A 16910-nucleotide genomic window follows, 5' to 3' on the forward strand; every position below is an offset into this window, starting at 1 on the left:
CCTGGTGCTCCCCTCAGCCCCGGATCTTGAATCGGTCGCCGGTGTCCTCGCTCGGCTGGACGACGACGAAGCCCTGCCCCTTGAAGCCGATCTGGAAGGCCTCGCCGCTGCCGCGGCCGATGAGGGCACTCGCCTTGATGGTGCGGCGGGCCTTCATCTCCAGGCCGGTCGTCCACGCGACGAGCGCGTCCGGGTCGACGTACGTCTCACGTTCGGCGCAGTCCAGGGCCATCGGAATGCCCCGGCTGACCAGGGCGACCCAGCCGGTGCCCTTGATGACCAGGTTGGTCAGGCCGGAGCCGGAGAGTTTCGCGAGCCCCTTGACCGGTTCGATGGCCAGCTCCAGCGAGGCGTCGCAGGCCAGCAGGGTGGCACCGTTCACGGACAGCGCCTCGCCGCCCAGGTGCAGGACCAGGATGTCGCCGCCGTAGTCGGCCAGGTACAGGTCACCGTCGCCGCGGGCCAGCATCAGCTTGCCGCCCTCGCCGGAGACCATCTCCTCCGCCGACCGGCGCAGGCTCGCGGGCGCCCCGTCGAACTGCACATAGCCGTCGTAGGCGATCATCGAGCCGGCCTTGGCGATCAGGTCGTGCCCGGTGGCCATGGTGACCTTGAGCGTCTTGGAGCTGTGCACACTCATGCGGACGCCGGTCGCGGCGGCGCGGTGCGCACTCAGAGTCTGGGAGTCCATGGCCTCACACCTCGAAGGGCTGTACGACGACGAAGTTGCCGGGGGCGCCGCGGAACTGGAGGTTCACGGCCTCGGTGGTCTGCCGGGCGTACCCGGAGCGGCGCAGCCTGAGCGAGGTCGTGGTGACCGCCTGCGCACCGGCGGACCAGGCGATGACGGCGTTGCCGTCGACATAGGTGGCCGCGCCGACGGGCAGGACGACGGGCACGCCGCGTGTCTTGACGACGACCGCTCCCGTGCCGGAGAAGAGCATGCTGAAGAAGCCTCCACCGGGCAAACCTTCGCCCTCGATGCGGCGGACCTCGGTGTCCAGGGACTCGTCGAAGGCGAGCACGCCCTGGGCGCTGGTGTAGAGCTGCTCGCCCTGGAGGCGGATGACGAAGACCCGGCTGGCCTCGTCGGCGAGGAACACCTCGCCGTTGCCGGTGCAGCGCATCAGGGACATGCCCTGGCCGGTGAGTGCCCCGGTGAGCTTGCCGAGCAGGCCCGAGCCCTTGTGGGCGAAGTCGATGTCGCCCTGGTAGGCGACCATGCTGCCCTGCTTGGCGAGGATCGGGGCGTCCTTGGTGAGGGTGGCCCGCACCAGGTTCTGGTTCTGCTCGGTCCAGCGGTCGCCGACGGGGGCTTCCGCGTACTTCGTCAGGACGACCCGGACGTTGGCCTCGGGCGGCACGGGCGCGAGCTGCGTGCCACCACCGAAGGGCTGCGCCTGACCGGGGAAGGCTCCGGGAGCACCGGGGGGCGCGAACTGGCCGGGGACGGCGCCTGGGGGCGTGAACTGACCTGCGGGTGCGCCGGGGGGCGCGTACTGGCCTGCCGGAGGGGCGCCGGGGGGCGTGAACGTTTGCCCCGGAGGAGTGAACGTCTGCGGGCTCGTCGGCGCGGCGGGCGCGGCCGGGGTTCCGGCGATCGTCGGAGCGGTGTGGAGGGACGGGGCGGGCGCGGGAGCCGGCGGCGCGCCGAACGAAGGGGCCGGTGCGGGCGGCGCCTCGGCCTGCGAGGGCGGGGCGAACGCCGGTGCCTGGGACTGGGCGGGGACAGCGGACTGCTGGGGCGCGGACTCCGGCTCTTCCTCGGCGACCTCACCGCCGAAGTTCTTCAGCAGTGCGTCCAGACCGCCGTCGAATCCCTGGCCGACCGCGGCGAACCGCCAGACGTCCTTCAGGTACAGGTCGCCCACCATCACGGCACGCTCGGTGGAGAACTCGCCGCCGTCGAACGAGTACCGGGCCACTTCCTCGCCACCGGCGACGATACGGAGATAGCCGGGGGCGATCTGCGACATCTGGCCGGCGCCGTCGATCGTCGCCGTGAACGACAGCTTCTGGATCTGCGACGGAATCCGGTCGAGCGTGACCCGGAACGACTCCGTGTCACCCGACTGCGCGCCCAGGAGCTGGATGGAGTCCTCAGGGGACTTCGGCTGGTTGAAGAAGATGAAGTACCGGTCGTCCGAGAGCCGTTCGTCGGCGTCGAGTCCGAAGCAGCTGATGTCGAAGGTCAGTCCGGGGCCGGAGATCTGTACGCCTACGTACAGGTCCGTGCCCGCGGTCAGGTCACTGATCTTGGCCTTGTGGCCGCGCTGGAATTCCCTGGCCATGCGTTACGACCGTCCCCCATCCCGAATGCGAGTGCGTCGCGACAGGCTAACGGCAAACTCGGACACCGTCGGAGGTCGGTACAGATCCGGTACAAAAACCCGTTCGGGTCGTCGGTCACTCTCCGCGGACGCCCGGAAGGTGCGGCAACCGGTCGGCGGCGACCACGCCCTCGAGATAGCCCTTGGCCCGCTCGGTACGCGGATATGCCTCCAGCAACCGCCAGAAACGGGGCCCGTGGCCGGGCACGAGAAGATGCGCGAGCTCATGGAGCAGGACGTAGTCGACGACGTACTCCGGCATGCCCTGCAGCCGGTGCGAGAGCCGGATGCTGCCCTCGGACGGGGTGCACGAACCCCAGCGGGTGTTCTGGTTGGTGACCCAGCGGACCGAGGTGGGCCGCGCCCGGCCGTCGAAGTACTGGGCCGACAGCCGCTGCGCGCGCTCGGAGAGCTCGGTGTCGCCGAGGACCCGTTTGCTCTCCTGGGCGGCCAGCTTGTCGAGCATGACGCTCACCCAGCGCCGCTCCTCCGCCTCGGACATTCGGGCAGGGATGAGCACGATGGTGCGATCGCCCTCGCGGTACGCGGAGACCGTCCGGCGTCGACGGCTGCTCCTGCGCACCTCGATCGCGCTCGCCCCCGAGCCGCTCGGCGGCAGGCTCGTCGTGCTGCGCTGTGGTGTTCCGGCGCGGTGCAGTGGGTCGGCGGGCACGCCCCGACGTTACCCGCTGCACACGGGGGAAGTCCCGACTCCGGGACGGTTCGGTTCCGATCGCCCGCCATGCGTCTTATTTGTACGACGAATGGCCCCCACCTGTGGACAACTTTCGGCACGTGAGGGCCGGGTCCGGGCATGCTGGCATCGCCACCGCAGCCGCGACCGACCGTCGCCCGGGCTCCGGCGGCGGACGGGGACGTACTACGAGGGCTACGGGGGCCTGGCATGCAAGCAGCAGTGGTTCCGCTCGAGCACACAATGGTTCCGCAGATGAAGCCCGCGCTCCGGCGCGGCTGGCGCGATCTCAACACCGTGCAGTTCGGGATGACCCCGGCGCATGCGCTGACGCTGGGTCCGATGGACACGGCGACGGGCAGCTTCCTCGACCTGATCAACGGCACGCGCGGCCTCGCGCTGCTGCGGGAGGAGGGACGCCGTATGGATCTGCCCGACGACCATGTCGACACGCTGGTGACACGGCTGGCGCGGGCCGGGCTCGTCGACGACGCGAGGGGCGGTGGGCCCGCCGCGGACGCGCTGCGCGAGAAGAAGGAGCTCCTCGACCGGCTGGCCCCCGACCTGGCGTCCCTCTCGCTGACCACGTCGGAGCCGGGTGACGCGATGAGACTCCTGGCCGCCCGCCGCTCACTGCGCGTGCAGGTCAGGGGGGCGGGCCGGGTGGGCGTGGCGCTGGCCGCGCTGCTCTCCGGCGCCGGCGTCGGAGAGGTCGACGTGCGGGACTGCGGCCGGGTCGAGCCGGGGGACGTCGCCCCGGGCGGTCTCCCCGCCGCCTCCGTCGGCGACCGCAGGGACATCGCCGCACGCCGGGTGGTGTCCGCGGCGGCCCCGGGGCGCCCGCCGCGCCATGGCTCCCGGGCCTCGGTGGACGCGGACGACCCCGGCTTCTCCCTGGTCGTCCTCGCCCCGCGGGACGACGTCGACGTGCACGCGCCCGCCCCGGCCGCCGGCGAACCTCTCGTCCGGTCCGGCACACCTCATCTGTACGCAGGTGTGGTCGAGGCCACAGGGGTGGTCGGCCCTCTCGTCCTGTCGGGAGAGACGGGCTGCGCGGGCTGCCTGCACGAGACGCGGACCGACCGCGACCCGGCCTGGCCCCGGCTGGTGGCGCAGTGGCGTTCGGGCAGCAGGCGGCATCCGGCGCGGGCCTGTGACCTGGCACTGGCCACGACGGTCGCCGGCCTCACGGCCGCGCACGCGCTCGCTTTCCTGGACGGCCGGCTGCCGTCGAGCGCGGGCGCCCGCTGGGAGGTCTCGCTGCCCGGTCTGAGCTGGCACGCGCGGCCGGTCTGGCCGCATCCCGCATGTCCGTGCGGGGCCGCGGAGAAAGGTAAGGGAGAACACACCTCCAAGGAGGAGGCTGCGCACGAGACAATGGCGGAGCAACGGTCGTCGGAGGAGTTGTGCCGTAAGGCAACCGCGCCACGGCCTGCTGGCACCTGGAGGGCGCATGTCTGATCTTCCCCGGAAGGCGGTCACCCGAACCGCCAAGCTCGCCGCGCTCCCGCTCGGCTTCGCCGGGCGGGCCACCTGGGGACTCGGCAAGCGGATCGTGGGCGAGTCCGCGGAGATCGTCGGCCGCGAGCTGCAACAGCGCACCGCGGACCAGTTGTTCAAGGTGCTCGGGGAGCTCAAGGGCGGGGCCATGAAGTTCGGCCAGGCCCTGTCCGTCTTCGAGTCGGCGCTCCCCGAGGAGGTGGCGGGCCCCTACCGCGCGGCCCTGACGAAGCTCCAGGAGGCGGCGCCTCCGATGCCGACCCGCACCGTCCACGCGGTGCTCGAGGAGCGGCTGGGCGAGGACTGGCAGGAGCTGTTCACCGAGTTCGACGACAAGCCCTCCGCGGCGGCGTCGATCGGCCAGGTGCACCGGGCCGTGTGGCATGACGGGCGCGAGGTGGCGGTCAAGGTCCAGTACCCGGGGGCCGGCGAGGCGCTGCTGTCCGACCTGACCCAGCTTGGCCGCTTCGCCCGCCTGTTGGGCCCCCTGGTGCCAGGTATCGACATCAAGCCCCTCATCGCCGAGCTGCGCGACCGGGTCTCGGAGGAGCTCGACTACGGCCTGGAGGCGCAGGCCCAGCAGGCCCATGCCGAGGAGTTCGCGGACGATCCGGACGTCGTGGTGCCGGCGGTGGTCCACCAGAGTGACCAGGTCCTGATCACGGAGTGGATGGAGGGCGTCCCCCTGTCGGAGGTGATCTCGGACGGCACCGAGGAGCAGCGCGACCGCGCCGGTCAGCTCCTGGCCCGGTTCCTCTTCTCCGGCCCCGCCCGCACCGGTCTGTTGCACGCCGACCCGCACCCGGGCAACTTCCGGCTCCTGCCCGGCGGTCCGGACGGCGAGGAGGACTGGCGTCTGGGCGTCCTGGACTTCGGCACGGTCGACCGGCTCCCCGGCGGTCTGCCGGACACCATCGGCACCTGCCTGCGTATGACGCTGGACGGCGAGGCCGAGGCGGTCTACGAACTGCTCCGCGCGGAGGGCTTCGTCAAGGAGTCCATAGAGCTGGACCCGGACGCGGTCCTCGACTACCTGCTGCCGATCATCGAACCGGCCGAGGTCGACGCGTTCACCTTCAGCCGTGGCTGGATGCGCAGCCAGGCGGCCCGGATCGCCGATCCCCGCTCCCCCGCCCACCAACTGGGCAAACAGCTGAACCTGCCCCCGGCGTACCTCCTGATACACCGGGTCACCCTGAGCACCATCGGCGTCCTGTGCCAGCTCGGGGCGACGGTCCGGCTGCGCGAGGAGCTGGAGGAGTGGCTGCCGGGATTCGTGGCGGCCGAGGAGGGGGACGAGCAGGAAGCGGCTGCGGAGGCGTGAGGCGGGTCGGCCCTACCACCAGGCCGAGTCGAGCCGCCCCTCGATGGCCCTGAGGTTCTCCCGGGAGCAGGTGTCACAGAGGTACTGGCGGACGCCGTTCTCCACGGAGCAGGTCCAGGTGGGCGGTGAGCCCTCGGCCTGCGTGCCGCAGCGGGCGCACACAAGGGACAGGGGCTTCGCCTCGCTGTCGCCCTCGTCTCCGGGAAGACTCGTCACTCGCCGACGATAACGCCCCATCCGGCGGTTCGGCGGGCACAACGCACCGCGGGGGCCGGTCCGTTCGGACGGACCGGCCCCCGCTGGGAACTACCGGGTCCCGTTACTGCATGACGGCCATGGCGAGCGCACGGCGAGCACGCATGGAGGCGCGCTCGGCCCGGCGCTGCATCCGGCGGGCGGTCGCCAGGCGGATCGCCCGGCGTTCCTGCTCGGCCTCATGCAGCCGGTCGTGCATATGCGCACGAGCCAGGGCTTCTGGGATGAGTTGCATCTCTCGGGTCCTGTTCTGACGCGAGTCGTTCGCGTCGGTGGTGGTGAAGTCTGGGATCGCGGAGCCTGCGGGCTCGCTGGTGGACGGCTTCATCGGGGCCTGCTTCGTGGGGTCGTTCGTGAGGGGGCGATCGATCGTTCCTGCGATGTTCATGCCATGACCGGGTTCTTGCGCGGGCGGCCACGCGGCCGCTTCCGGGCGACGACGACACCCTGGACGAACAGCTCCCCACCCCAGACGCCCCACGGCTCACGCCGCTCCTTGGCGCCGGCGAGGCAGGCCTCCATCAGCGGGCAGGTACGGCAGAGGGACTTGGCGTACTCGACGTCGGCCGGCGACTCGGCGAAGAAGACCTCCGGGTCGTAGGAGCGGCAGGGGACGGGTACGCCGAGGTTCTCGATGGCGTCGTCGAGCGCGGTGAGCGCGGTGAGGGGGATCAAGGCGGAGTCCTCCGTGGGGCCGGGCGGGGGGATCGTTTCGGAAGGCGGTACGGACGGGGCGTGCGCTTCGAGTTGCACGGTTCGTCTTCCTCGTCTGTTCGGTCCGGCCCTGTTGGACCGGTAGTCGCTTGGTACCGGGTTCTTTTCTTGTCCCGAGGCCCCTTCGCTCCGCTCTCCCCGTTCGGGGAAAACAGAAGGGCCGCGGATCCCGGATGGGGTTCCGCGGCCCTGAAGGCGCCGACCTGATCGATGATCAGGCTGGATCACTCCAGGGTTCTGGCCCACGGAAGGCCCACATCAGGTGGTGCTGCGTCGTCTGCTTCCGGAATCCGGCACCGGCCGCCGCAAAGGCATAGGCATGCGCCTGTGCCACTACTGCTTCCAGTGCCTTGGTCGGTCGCTCATTGCGCTCACGGACGGGAAGGACCGCGAGAGACAGGGCGGACGCCGGACGGACGGCAGGAATGCCGGACATACCGGTGCCCAGGTTCGAAACGCCGAGCATGCACGTGGAGACGACCGAGAGATCGGTCATTTTGGCGGTGCTGATGGCCTTGCTGCGGTCGATGCTGATCACTTCAATCGCCTCCTCTCGGCGTCTCTGGGGACGGCGGCGCGAGCCGCTGTCCGACGGATATGCAAGTAGAACACGGAATCGGGGCCTCCGAGAAGGCCTCCGTCCCCGTGGCTAAGAACCTATGGGGATTGCCGGGGCATGCGCAAACTATTTTTCCGACGAGTTGGGATCAGTCCTCATCTTCTTCCTCCGCAACCTCCTGGCCTGCGCAGATGGTCAGCACATCGGCTCCGTAGCGGTTGAGCTTGCGCATGCCGACCCCCGGGATGCGCGCCAACTCGTGCTCGTCGTCGGGCACCGACTCGGCGATCGCCATCAGGGTTTTGTCCGTGAAGACGCAGAAGGCCGGTTGGCCACTGCGCTTCGCCTGCACGGCACGCCAGTCGCGCAGTCGCTCATAGAGCCCCTCGTCCATGTCGGAGGGACAGTCCTCGCAACGCATCAGCTTCAACTCGCCCGCGTCGGTGAGCGTGCGCCCGCACACCCGGCAGCGCGCCGGGGTGCGCTGGGTGCGTCTCGGGGCAGCGACGGGGCTTGCGAAGCCGCGCTCGACGCCTCCGGGACCGCCGGCGGCGGTTCGCCCGGTGGTGGCGGTGGAGCCGGGGCGCAGCCCGTCGAGGAAGCGGCTGGGACGGCGGTTGGGGCGGCCGCCGGGCGAGCGGGAGAGCGACCAGGAGACATGGAGGCGTTCGCGGGCACGGGTGACGCCGACATAGAGGAGCCGGCGCTCCTCCTCGATCTGCTCGTCGGTCTTCGCGTAGGTGATCGGCATCATGCCCTCGGCGACACCGACCAGGAACACGGCGTCCCACTCCAGGCCCTTGGCCGAGTGCAGGGAGGCGAGGGTGACGCCCTCGACGGTCGGGGCGTGCTGGACACTGGCCCGCTCGTCGAGTTCGGCCACGAGGTCGTTCAGGGTGGCGCCGGATCGCGCGGCGGCGAAGTCCTGCGCGAGGTTCACCAGGGCGGTCAGCGACTCCCAGCGCTCCCTGACGGCCCCGGAACCGGCCGGCGGCTGGGTGGTCCAGCCCTCGCCCGACAGCACGGCACGTACCTGGGAGGGCAGGTCGACGGCGTCGTCCAGCTGTGAGTCGTTGCCGCCGAAGCGGGCGGCGCCCCGGAGCTTGACGATGGCCCTGCGCACCTCGGGCCGGTCGAAGAACCGCTCGGCACCGCGCAGCTGGTAGGGCACTCCGGCGTCGGCGAGTGCCTGTTCGTAGGTCTCGGACTGGGAGTTGGTGCGGAACAGGATGGCGATCTCGCTGGCCCGGACGCCCGCGTCCATGAGCTCCCGGATGCGGCGGGCGGCGCCCTCTGCCTCGGCGGGCTCGTCGGTGTACTCGGCGTAGACGGGCTCGGGACCGGGCCGGCGCTGGGAGATCAGTTCCAGCCGGTGGTCGGCGGCGCGGCCGCGAGCCTGGGCGAGCAGCCCGTTGGCGAGATGGACGACCTGGGGGGTGGAGCGGTAGTCGCGGACCAGCTTGACGACGGTGGCGCCGGGGTGGCGGGTACGGAAGTCGAGCAGATGGTCGGGAGTTGCGCCGGTGAACGAGTAGATCGTCTGGCTGGCGTCACCCACGACGCAGAGGCTGTCCCGCCGTCCGAGCCACAGCTCAAGCAGGCGCTGCTGGAGGGGGCTTACGTCCTGGTACTCGTCGACGACGAAGTGCTGGTACTGGGAACGGACCTGTTCGGCGATGTCGTGCCGGTCCTGGAGGATGGCGACGGTCAGCAGCAGGACGTCCTCGAAGTCGATGACGGCGCGGTCGCGCTTGAGGTCCTCGTAGGCGGCGTAGAGCTGGGCGATCTCGGCCGCGGCGCGCGGGGTCTCACGGCCGGCCTTCGCGGCTGCGAGGGCGTAGTCGGACGGCACGGTCTGGGTGACCTTGGACCACTCGATCTCGCCGGTGACGTCCCTGAGCTCGCCCCGGTCGAGGCGGATACGGCAGGCGGCGGCCGCGTCCGCGACGAGCTGGATCTTGCGGTCGACGAGCCGGGGCATGGACCCGCCGACGGCTTTCGGCCAGAAGTACTGGAGCTGTCGCAGGGCCGCCGAGTGGAACGTACGAGCCTGGACCCCCGCGGCGCCGAGCTGGCGCAGTCGTCCGCGCATCTCCCCGGCGGCGCGGTTGGTGAAGGTGACGGCGAGCACGCTGGAGGGCTGGAGGATGCCCGCCCGGACGCCGTAGGCGATGCGGTGGGTGATCGCCCGGGTCTTGCCGGTGCCGGCGCCCGCCAGCACGCACACCGGCCCGTGCAGGGCGGTGGCCACCTCGCGCTGCTCGGGGTCGAGCCCTTCGAGCACCGCGTCGGCCGAGTCCGGTGTGCGCGGGAAGAGCGTGGAGTGCGTTGCTGCTGTCACACGGCCATGCTGCCAGGTCGGCGGAGACGGGTGAGCCGGTTGTCCACAGGCAGGTAGCCGCAGTCGTACTAATGCGGCAGGCGCCACCTGGCCGGGCACCCAGCTCGGGAATGGCACCCCGGCCGCATACGTTCCCCCATGGGACGACCTCTTCCCCGAGCCACCGAAGGAGCGCGCGAGACATGCAGGGCACTGTGACGATGTACAGCACCACGTGGTGCGGTTACTGCCAGCGGCTGAAGAAGCAGATGGACCGCGAAGGCATCGCGTACACCGAGATCAACATCGAGCAGGACCCTGCGTCCGCGGCGTTCGTGGAGAAGGCGAACGGCGGAAATCAGACAGTTCCGACGGTTCTGTTCGCCGACGGTTCGACGCTCACCAACCCGTCGCTGGCACAGGTGAAGCAGAAGATCAGCGCGTAAGCACTGCGGGCGTGGAGGCGGTTCCTGGCGGCTCAGGGACCGCCTTCTTGTGGTTTGTCCCACACCGCGGTGTAGCGCCACAGCAGTCGGCGCCGGTAGCGGCAGCCGGGCAGGAGGCGACGGGCAGCCCGGCGGGCCTCGCCCCAGTGCATGGCCGAGTCCTCGACGGGCATGCCGGCCGGGGCCCGCTTGCCGCCCCGCAGCCGTCTGAGCAGCATGCTCCCGGGCAGACCACAGCCACTGACGAACCAGTCCAAAGCGGTCTCGTTGTACGCCATCCCGACGATCACCAGCCGTCCGCCCGGGGCCAGCAGCCGGACCAGGCTGCCAACGGCCTCCTCGAAGGGCGCGTGGTGCACCACGGCGACCGCGCTGACGAAGTCGTACGTGCCCTCGGGCAGGGTCGTTCCGTCGAGGTAGTCCGCCTCCAGGTACGTGATGTTCCCGGCGGTGGCCGCGCGCGCCTGCCGGATCATCTCCGGTGAGCGGTCGACGCCCGTGACGGACGCGGCCTTCCGGGCCAGCTTGCGGGCGAGAAGGCCGTCCCCGCACCCGACGTCCAGGGCCTCCCGGCAGCCGTCAGGGACGGCATCGAGCACCAAGGGGTGGTAGTGGACGTTGTGGTTCCAGTACGGGTCCGGCATGCCCGTCCTCTCAGACGAAACTCCTCGTCGGCAGCGGCTTGCCGTACCAGAGCTCGATCAGACGGGCCGCGATCGAGATGCCGTACGGCGGGAGGACCTCGCCGGACTCGAAGGCGGCCTCCAGTTCGTCACGGGAGAACCAGCGGGCCTCGTGGATCTCGTCCCCGTCGACGTTGATGTCGGTGGAGGTGGCGCGGGCCATGAAACCGAGCATGAGGCTGGAGGGGAACGGCCAGGGCTGGCTGGCGACGTACTCGACCGGGCCGACGGTGATGCCGGCCTCCTCGAAGACCTCGCGCCGCACCGACTGCTCGATGGACTCGCCCGGTTCGACGAAGCCGGCGAGGGTCGAGAAGCGGCCCTCCGGCCAGTGCACCTGGCGGCCGAGCAGGATGCGGTCCTCCTCGTCCGTGACGGCCATGATCACGGCCGGGTCGGTGCGCGGGTAGTGCTCGGCGCCGCATGCCTGGCAGCGGCGGACGTGGCCGGCTGCGGCGATCACGGTGCGCTCGCCGCAGCGGGAGCAGAAGCGGTGGGTGCGCTGCCAGTTCTCCAGGCCGACCGCGTGCACCATCAGACCTGCCTCACGCGCGGACAGCAGCAGGCCGGCCTCGCGCAGACCGGCGGGACGCGCGGACTGGTCGATGCGGCCGGGCAGGGCGTCCTTCTGGAGCGCGAAGTACCGGACCCCGTCCTCGTCGATGCCGAGGAAGTAGCGGTGCGCCTCGGTGAGCGGGGCCTCGAAGGACGGGGTCATGACGAGTTCGGTACGGCCGTCCGCCGTCTCGTCTATGAGGACCTGACCGCCGGAGACCACGAAGCAGCGGGTCGTGGGGTGGCTCCACGCCGCGGCGAGCCAGGCCTCGTCGAGCCGGTGGTGCGCGGCGCGGTCGATGCCGCTGGGGGCGGTGAGCGAGACGGGACGGTCGTCGGTGTGGTCGGTCAAGGTGGTCACGGGTGCTTCCAACTCCCCCGGTGCAGCGGATTGTTTCGGCGGGCGGTTCGGCGGGACGTACGACGCGGGGCGACCGGGTCCGGCGGGCTTCGCAGTACGGGTGGCTCCTTCAGTGTGCCGCGCGCGCTGCCGGTCCGGCGGCGCGGGACGGTCAGGGCGCATGACTCCAGTGCTCGGCGAGATCACCCCACAGGTACGCGGCGGTCTCGACGCCCTTGAGCAGCAGGTCGAGCTCGACCTTCTCGTTCGGCGCGTGCCAGCCGTCGGAGGGGACGGAGATGCCGAGGAACAGCACGGGTGCGCCGAGGACTTCCTGGAGATCGGCGGCGGGGCCCGAGCCGCCCTCGCGGGTGAAGCGGACCGGCCGGCCGAAGGCGCGGCCCATGGCCCGTACGACCGACTCGAGGGCCGGGTGGTCCAGCGGGGTCAGGCACGGGCGCGTGGCGGCGCCGAAGGTGATCTCCTGCCGGATACCGGCCGGCACCTGTCCGGCGGCCCAGGCGCGGACCGCCTTCTCGATGTGGGCGGGGTCCTGGCCGGCCACCAGCCGGAAGGAGAGCTTCACCATCGCGGAGGACGGGACGATCGTCTTGCTGCCGGGGCCCTGGTAGCCGCCGCCGATGCCGTTGACCTCGGCGGTGGGGCGGGCCCAGACGCGCTCCAGGGTGGTGTGTCCGGCCTCGCCGTGGGTCGCGTGCGACTTGGCGGTGCGCAGCCACTGCTCCTCGTCGAAGGGCAGCTCGGCGAAGAGCTCCCGCTCACGGTCGGTCAGTTCGACGATGCCGTCGTAGAAGCCGGGAACCGCCACGCGCGCGTGGTCGTCGTGCAGGGCGGCTACCAGGCGGGCGGCTGCCGTGGCCGGGTTGGGGACGGCTCCGCCGAAGGAGCCGGAATGGATGTCCTGGTCCGGTCCGTACAGGCGGATCTCGCACTCGGCGAGGCCCCGCATGCCGGTGCACACCGTGGGGGTGTCCTCGGCCCACATGCCGGTGTCGGAGACGATCACGGCGTCGGCGGCGAGCCGGTGCGCGTGCTCCTCGACCAGCGCGCGGAAGTGCGGGGAGCCGGACTCCTCCTCGCCCTCGACGAGCAGCTTCAGGTTCACCGCCGGGGCGGTGCGTCCCGTGGTGGCGAGGTGGGCGCGGACGCCGAGGGTGTGGAAGAGGACCTGGCCCTTGTCGTCGGCCGCCCCGCGCGCGTAGAGACGGTTGTCGCGGACGACCGGCTCGAAGGGGTCGCTGTCCCAGCCGTCCTCACGAGCGGCGGGCTGTACGTCGTGGTGGCCGTAGACCAGGACCGTGGGCGCCGCGGGGTCCTGGGCGGGCCACTCGGCGAAGACGGCGGGCGCGCCCGGGGTCTCCCAGACCTCGGCGGTGGGGAAACCGGTCTCCTTGAGCTTGGCGGCGAGCCAGTCGGCGCTGCGGCGTACATCGGGGCCGTGGTCGGGCTGGGCCGAGACGGACGGGATGCGCAGCCATTCGGCGAGGTCGTCGAGGAAGGCGGCGCGGTGCTGCTCGATGTACGCACGGACAGCGCTGACGACACTGTCAACGGGTTGGCTCATGGTCACGAGCCTATCGGCCCGCACCGACATCCTCGTTGGGCGGTTCCTCACAGTCTGCTCGCGCGGAACCGTTCGATCGCCCTCCCGTTTCCTGTGTCAGGAGCCGCTCCAGGGCGGCCCGGTCGGGCAGGTTCCTGGGGCGCACGACGTCTCCGGTGCGCACGTACAGGAACGCGGCCGTGACGGATTCCACAGGCACGCCCTGCCGCTCGGCCCAGGCCAGCCGGTACACGGCGAGCTGGAGGGGGTCCGCGGTGCGGGTGCGGCTGGTCTTCCAGTCGACGATCTCGTACGTCGTGGTGTCCCCGTCCCCCTGCCGGTAGACGGCGTCGATGCGGCCCCGGATCACGCGGCCCGCGATGGCGAGCTGGAAGGGCGTCTCGAGGCGGTAGGGGGTGCGGTGGGCGTAGTCGCTGCGCTCGAAGGCGTCCTTGAGGTCTTCCAGGTCGCGTTCGTCGGCGATCTCGGCGTCGCTGCCGGGCAGGTCGTCTGGTTCCAGCATGGGCAGGGTCAGGGCTTCGAAGCGGGCCTCCACCCAGGCGTGGAAGCGGGTGCCCTGACGTGCGGCGGGTTGTGGAGGGCGCGGCATGGGGCGCGCGAGTTCCTGCGCGAGCCCGTCGGGATCGGCGGCCAGGCGGAGCACCTGGGTCGCGGTGAGCGATGCGGGCAGGGGCACGTCGGTGACGGCTTCCCGCGCGCGCAGGAGTTCGCCGGTGAGGGCGTCGAGGTCACGGTCCCAGGAGGCGATGGCGCGGGCTTCCTCGGGGGTGAGGGTCTGCCGTTCCGTGGAGTGGGCGCGTGCCGGCGTGGTGGGGAGCTCCGGGGCGGTGGCCTGGTGCGGGACGGCGGGGCGGTCCGTCGTGAAGGTGTCCCAGTCCTCGGAGAGGACCTCCTCGGCGATCTCGTCCTCGAAGGGGGGCTCTTCGGCGTACGGCGGCGGGGGCCAGTCCGGGTCGTCATGGGTGTCCGGGTCGTGTACGGCCGCGGGATGGTTGTCCGTGTGGGCGGCGAGGTCCTCCAGGTGGTCGAGGACCGTCTGGGCTGCAGCCCGGCGTCGGGCGAGGGCCCGGTCGTCCAGGGGCAGGGGCCAGACCTGGTCCTCGGTCCGGCTGTGCAGGACGGGGTTCTCCTCGTCCTCCGCGGGCTCCTCGGCCCAGGCCTCGATCTCGCCGTGGCCGGCCGTGCAGTGGTCGTGCAGGGCCTGGAGGAAGTCGGACGGTCCCCGGGGCTTCTTCTGTGTCGGCCCCCACCAGTGGCCGGAGCCGAGGAGGAGGGAGCGGGGACGGGTGAAGGTGACGTATCCGAGGCGCAGTTCCTCGGTGTGCTGATGGTCCTTCATCGCCTCGTGGAAGGCCTTCATGCCCCGTGAGTCCCAGGAGGCGATGTCGGGGAGGGTGTCGGTGTCGCCGCGGAGCGCATGCGGCAGCACCTTGCCCTGGGCGGTCCACTTCTCGCGGCCCTGGCTGCTCGGGAAGGTTCCGGTGACCAGGCCGGGGACGGCGACGACGTCCCACTCCAGGCCCTTGGACTTGTGCGCGGTGAGCACCTTGACGGTGTTCTCACCGCCCGGCAACGCGTTGTCGAGGCCCTTCTCGTACTGGGCGGCGGTGCGCAGGAAGGCGAGGAAGGCGAGGAGGCTCGCCTCGTTGTCCCCGGCGGCGAACGAGGCGGCGATGTCGAGGAAGTTGGAGAGGGTCTCGCGGCGGCGGGCGGCCAGCGCGTGCGGGGACGCCGACAGTTCGACCTCCAGGCCGGTGGTGGCGAGCACGCGGTGCAGGACGTCCATCAGGGGGTCGGCCAGCGAGCGGCGCAGGTCGCGTAGTTCGGCGGCCAGTCGTGCGAACCGCACGCGCGCGTCCGGGGAGAAGGGCAGCCCGTCGTCGTCTTCGTCGTCGCTGTAGAGGGGCGTCTCCAGGAAGGTCTCCAGGGCGTCGGCCAGCGATATCACCTCGGCCGGGTCGACCCCCTCGACGGCCTCGGCGAGCCGGCGGTCGGGGTCGTCGTCGCCGTCCACGCGCGTGTGGGACACCAGACGCCGGGCGCGCCTCCCGAGGAGGGCTAGGTCGCGGGGGCCGATGCGCCAGCGCGGGCCGGTCAGCAGGCGGACCAGAGAGGCGTTGGCGCCGGGGTCCTGGAGGACCTCGCAGACGGCGACCAGGTCGGCGATCTCGGGCAGGTGCAGCAGGCCCGAGAGGCCGACCACCTCCACGGGGACGTCCCGTTCGACGAGGGCGCCCTGGATCTCGGCGAAGTCGGTCGCCGTACGGCACAGGACGGCGATCTCGCCGGGCGGCTTACCGGTCCGTACGAGATGGGCGATGGAGTCCGCGAGCCAGTCGATCTCCTCGGCGTGGGTGGGAAGGAGGGCACAGCGCACCATGCCGTCGCGTTCGGCGCCGGGGGCCGGGCGGAGGGCCTCCACGCCCGCGTGCATGGCGCGCAGGGGCTCGGCGAGGCCGTTGGCGAGGTCGAGGAGGCGGCCACCGCTGCGGCGGTTCTCGCTGAGGGACTGGCGGGTGGCGGGCCGGCCGTCGGGGTGGGCGAAGTGCTCGGGGAAGTCGTCGAGGTTGGCGACGGAGGCTCCCCGCCAGCCGTAGATGGCCTGGCAGGGGTCGCCGACGGCGGTGACCGGGTGGCCGGTGCCCGCACCGAACAGACCCGCCAGCAGGACACGCTGGGCGACCGAGGTGTCCTGGTACTCGTCCAGCAGCACCACCCTGAACTCGTCACGCAGGGTGTGGCCCACCTCGGGGATCCCCGCGAGGCGTGCGGACAAGGCGATCTGGTCACCGAAGTCGAGCAGGTCGCGTTCGCGTTTGGCGGCGCGATAGCGGACGACCAGGTCGGCGAGCGCGCGGCGGGCCGCGGCCGCCTCGGGGACCTTGCGCAGGGCGTCATTGGTGAGCTTGGCGCTCTGAAGGGTCCGCAGCAGCTCGGCGTCGTGGGCCCGCACCTGCTCGGGGCGGACCAGGTGCTCGGCGAGTTCGCCGTCGAGGGTGAGGAGATCGCTGACCAGGTCGGCGAAGGAGCGGGTCAGGGCCGGGTAGGGGCCGGGGGCCTCGCGCAGCACGCGCGCGGCGAGCTGGTAGCGGGTGGCGTCGGCGAGGAGGCGGGAGGTCGGCTCCAGGCCGATGCGCAGGCCGTGGTCGGTCAGCAGGCGGCCCGCGAAGGCGTGGTAGGTGGAGATCACGGGTTCACCCGGCGGGTTGTCCGGGTCGATGGCGTCGGGGTCGGTGACGCCCGCCTTGACGAGTGCCTTGCGGACGCGCTCGGCGAGTTCCCCGGCGGCCTTGTTGGTGAAGGTGAGGCCGAGGACCTGTTCGGGGGCGACCTGACCGGTGCCGACCAGCCAGACCACGCGGGCCGCCATCACCGTCGTCTTGCCCGAGCCGGCACCGGCCACGATCACCTGCGGGGCGGGCGGCGCGGTGATGCAGGCCGTCTGCTCCGGGGTGAACGGGATGCCGAGGAGCTCCTTGAGCTGATCGGGATCAGTGATACGGGCGGGCATGTCGCAGAGGCTAGCGGCGCGCACTGACAGCGGAGGACGAATCGCCCTCCGAGCCGGAGGATGCGCAGGTCAGCACGTGTGGTGCGACTGATCA

15 protein-coding genes are annotated in these 16910 nt (G+C 71.4%); 3 read left to right on the forward strand and 12 right to left on the reverse strand.

The window, feature by feature from the left end; genetic code table 11:
• Positions 1-13: 13 nt before the first annotated feature.
• From ABZT06_RS21865 to ABZT06_RS21875, 3 genes are all read right to left on the reverse strand, one after another.
• Complete coding sequence (locus ABZT06_RS21865; protein ID WP_355743179.1) at positions 14-691, reverse strand: AIM24 family protein; 678 nt, start codon at positions 689-691, stop codon at positions 14-16.
• Positions 692-695: 4 nt separating this feature from the next.
• The gene (locus tag ABZT06_RS21870) at positions 696-2291 is read right to left on the reverse strand and encodes a TerD family protein (RefSeq protein ID WP_355743182.1); all 1596 of its coding nucleotides are present in this window, start codon (positions 2289-2291) and stop codon (positions 696-698) included.
• A 115-nt stretch (positions 2292-2406) separates the two neighbouring features.
• Positions 2407-3003, reverse strand: a complete 597-nt coding sequence (locus tag ABZT06_RS21875; RefSeq protein WP_355743185.1) for a M48 family metallopeptidase — start codon at positions 3001-3003, stop codon at positions 2407-2409.
• A gap of 264 nt (positions 3004-3267) precedes the next feature.
• Between ABZT06_RS21875 and ABZT06_RS21880 the strand changes: the two genes are divergently transcribed.
• Together ABZT06_RS21880 and ABZT06_RS21885 are read left to right on the forward strand one after the other, a co-directional pair.
• The gene (locus ABZT06_RS21880) at positions 3268-4485 is read left to right on the forward strand and encodes a TOMM precursor leader peptide-binding protein (protein WP_355743848.1); all 1218 of its coding nucleotides are present in this window, start codon (positions 3268-3270) and stop codon (positions 4483-4485) included.
• Positions 4478-5848, forward strand: a complete 1371-nt coding sequence (locus ABZT06_RS21885; RefSeq protein WP_355743188.1) for an AarF/ABC1/UbiB kinase family protein — start codon at positions 4478-4480, stop codon at positions 5846-5848. Before ABZT06_RS21880 ends, ABZT06_RS21885 begins: the two co-directional genes overlap by 8 nt.
• Before the next feature lie 12 nt (positions 5849-5860).
• Here the strand turns inward: ABZT06_RS21885 and ABZT06_RS21890 are convergent, their stop codons facing one another.
• The 5 genes from ABZT06_RS21890 to ABZT06_RS21910 form a co-directional block, all read right to left on the reverse strand.
• Complete coding sequence (locus ABZT06_RS21890) at positions 5861-6064, reverse strand: hypothetical protein (RefSeq protein WP_355743191.1); 204 nt, start codon at positions 6062-6064, stop codon at positions 5861-5863.
• A gap of 103 nt (positions 6065-6167) precedes the next feature.
• A complete protein-coding gene (locus ABZT06_RS21895) occupies positions 6168-6491 on the reverse strand; it encodes a hypothetical protein (RefSeq protein WP_355743194.1) in 324 nt (107 codons plus the stop codon).
• On the reverse strand, positions 6488-6856 hold the full coding sequence (locus tag ABZT06_RS21900) for a WhiB family transcriptional regulator (RefSeq protein ID WP_355743197.1): 369 nt from the start codon (positions 6854-6856) through the stop codon (positions 6488-6490). Before ABZT06_RS21900 ends, ABZT06_RS21895 begins: the two co-directional genes overlap by 4 nt.
• Before the next feature lie 175 nt (positions 6857-7031).
• Positions 7032-7355, reverse strand: coding sequence for a hypothetical protein (locus ABZT06_RS21905; RefSeq protein ID WP_355743200.1), 324 nt, complete (start codon positions 7353-7355; stop codon positions 7032-7034).
• 169 nt (positions 7356-7524) lie between these two features.
• Positions 7525-9717 (reverse strand): ATP-dependent DNA helicase UvrD2, encoded by a 2193-nt coding sequence (locus tag ABZT06_RS21910; protein ID WP_355743203.1) that lies wholly within the window; start codon positions 9715-9717, stop codon positions 7525-7527.
• Between the two features lie 182 nt (positions 9718-9899).
• Here ABZT06_RS21910 and ABZT06_RS21915 point away from each other — a divergent pair, with 182 nt between their 5' ends.
• Entirely contained in the window at positions 9900-10142 is a 243-nt protein-coding gene (locus ABZT06_RS21915; RefSeq protein WP_355743206.1) for a mycoredoxin, read from the forward strand.
• Between the two features lie 32 nt (positions 10143-10174).
• Here ABZT06_RS21915 and ABZT06_RS21920 read toward each other — a convergent pair whose 3' ends face one another.
• The 4 genes from ABZT06_RS21920 to ABZT06_RS21935 form a co-directional block, all read right to left on the reverse strand.
• Positions 10175-10786, reverse strand: coding sequence for a class I SAM-dependent methyltransferase (locus tag ABZT06_RS21920; protein WP_355743209.1), 612 nt, complete (start codon positions 10784-10786; stop codon positions 10175-10177).
• 10 nt (positions 10787-10796) lie between these two features.
• Positions 10797-11741, reverse strand: a complete 945-nt coding sequence (gene nudC / locus ABZT06_RS21925; protein WP_355743212.1) for an NAD(+) diphosphatase — start codon at positions 11739-11741, stop codon at positions 10797-10799.
• Positions 11742-11892: 151 nt separating this feature from the next.
• Positions 11893-13305, reverse strand: a complete 1413-nt coding sequence (locus ABZT06_RS21930; RefSeq protein WP_355743215.1) for a dipeptidase — start codon at positions 13303-13305, stop codon at positions 11893-11895.
• A gap of 10 nt (positions 13306-13315) precedes the next feature.
• Positions 13316-16816 carry an ATP-dependent DNA helicase gene (locus tag ABZT06_RS21935; protein ID WP_355743218.1) on the reverse strand — a complete coding sequence of 1167 codons (3501 nt, stop codon included), beginning with the start codon at positions 16814-16816 and terminating at the stop codon, positions 13316-13318.
• Positions 16817-16910 lie beyond the last annotated feature (94 nt).

This window comes from Streptomyces sp. NPDC005483 (assembly GCF_040606035.1).
Taxonomy (GTDB): Bacteria; Actinomycetota; Actinomycetes; order Streptomycetales; family Streptomycetaceae; genus Streptomyces.

Bases quoted from the DNA above. Each gene is read 5' to 3' on its own strand.
- ABZT06_RS21865 (WP_355743179.1), bottom strand. From the start codon at position 691: ATGGACTCCCAGACTCTGAGTGCGCACCGCGCCGCCGCGACCGGCGTC.
- ABZT06_RS21870 (WP_355743182.1), bottom strand. From the start codon at position 2,291: ATGGCCAGGGAATTCCAGCGCGGCCACAAGGCCAAGATCAGTGACCTG.
- ABZT06_RS21880 (WP_355743848.1), top strand. From the start codon at position 3,268: ATGGTTCCGCAGATGAAGCCCGCGCTCCGGCGCGGCTGGCGCGATCTC.
- ABZT06_RS21885 (WP_355743188.1), top strand. From the start codon at position 4,478: ATGTCTGATCTTCCCCGGAAGGCGGTCACCCGAACCGCCAAGCTCGCC.
- ABZT06_RS21895 (WP_355743194.1), bottom strand. From the start codon at position 6,491: ATGAACATCGCAGGAACGATCGATCGCCCCCTCACGAACGACCCCACG.
- ABZT06_RS21915 (WP_355743206.1), top strand. From the start codon at position 9,900: ATGCAGGGCACTGTGACGATGTACAGCACCACGTGGTGCGGTTACTGC.
- ABZT06_RS21920 (WP_355743209.1), bottom strand. From the start codon at position 10,786: ATGCCGGACCCGTACTGGAACCACAACGTCCACTACCACCCCTTGGTG.
- ABZT06_RS21930 (WP_355743215.1), bottom strand. From the start codon at position 13,305: ATGAGCCAACCCGTTGACAGTGTCGTCAGCGCTGTCCGTGCGTACATC.
- ABZT06_RS21935 (WP_355743218.1), bottom strand. From the start codon at position 16,816: ATGCCCGCCCGTATCACTGATCCCGATCAGCTCAAGGAGCTCCTCGGC.